A 1,343-nucleotide genomic window follows, 5' to 3' on the forward strand; every position below is an offset into this window, starting at 1 on the left:
ATAGTCAAACAATTTGATGTTCTAGATGGTGGAGACCCAATGGATCCACCTAGATTTAGTTGTGAAAGATTTGGAAATGAGATGGTTCCTGTTTACTATAAGAGTATTCACGGTATCGTCTACGATAATTCAGAACTGAAAAAGTAATGGCTACGCACTATCCCAAAAGGGCGAAGGCGTAGCCGAAGCTTTTTTTAATAAACTAACCGATGTCGAGTAAAATATCTTTGTCTGTTTTGGCGTGAATGGTACACTGAATTTAGAAGAAGAGTAGGTAAGCAAACACTCATAATAAGGAGAGGGTATTATGGAGTTTAGTTGGGTTGATTTACTGGCATCATTCGGGGCAGGCTTATTTGGAGCGGCCATTGGAGCCTTGCCAGCTTTTATTTTAACGGGCGTATTTGTCGTACTTGGCACGATAGCGGTATTTGGAAACACCAGCTTTGATGTGATAAACAACTGGGGATTCGGCCCTTTGTTCGGACCTCATACAGCTTTCGGCGGCGGAGTAGCGGCAGTGGCTTATGCAGCAAATAAGAAGTACATGGAAGACGGTAAAGATATCTTAACGTCGCTATCTGGATTAGACAAGCCCATTGTTTTACTCGTTGGTGGACTATTCGGGGCCTTAGGCTATTTAATTAATGCCGGATTAGTAGCTGTAGTAGGAGACTATACAGACACCATTGCGTTAACAGTCGTTATATCTGCCGTTATAGCACGCTTAATCTTCGGTCACAATGGCCTGTTTTCAGTCAGTGAAGAAGCGGAAAAGAGAGGACGATTCACTCCTGGAGGAGAACAGGTTTGGGTAGAGTACCAACAGGAATGGCTACAGAATATTACCATTGGATTAGGCGTGAGTATCCTATCAGCCTGGGCAGCTTTAGCCATTGAACCCGTTGCCCCAGAAGCAGCGAATTTCTTTGGTTTCGGGCTGGCTGCGATGTCTCTCATCTTCTTCCAGTTTGGTGGTAAAATCCCCATTACTCACCATATGGCCATTATTGCAGCCCTAGGAGCCACAACATTCGGTTCCTTACTGGTTGGTATTATATTCGGAGTCATTGCAGGAATTTTAGGGGAAGTATTAGCCCGTCTGTTCTTGATTCATGGAGATACACATATTGACCCGCCGGCTAATGCCATATGGGTTATGACAACTGTTATTTTAGTGAGCGCTCTATTGATTCAGTAATCAAAATATAAAAAAAGGGAGGGGAATGACTACCGAGACTGCTGAAAAACCCCTATTCTACCTATGATTTCGATAGATAGAATAGGGGGTTTTTAGTATAATATATGTAAGCGTTTCGAAAATGAAGGAGTGTTGAGAATGT

General features: G+C 42.9%; 1 protein-coding gene. It reads left to right on the forward strand.

All coding sequences use genetic code 11. The annotated features are described in order from the left end of the window. Window positions 1-307 precede the first annotated feature (307 nt). Window positions 308-1,201 (forward strand): DUF7973 family transport facilitator, encoded by an 894-nt coding sequence (locus ABDZ53_RS11870; RefSeq protein ID WP_343756799.1) that lies wholly within the window; start codon window positions 308-310, stop codon window positions 1,199-1,201. Window positions 1,202-1,343: the final 142 nt, after the last annotated feature.

It is taken from the genome of Alkalibacterium iburiense (assembly GCF_039521845.1).
GTDB classification, from domain to species: domain Bacteria; phylum Bacillota; class Bacilli; order Lactobacillales; family Carnobacteriaceae_A; genus Alkalibacterium; species Alkalibacterium iburiense.

Coding starts and splice junctions, on each gene's coding strand:
- ABDZ53_RS11870 (WP_343756799.1), top strand. CDS start 308: ATGGAGTTTAGTTGGGTTGATTTACTGGCATCATTCGGGGCAGGCTTA.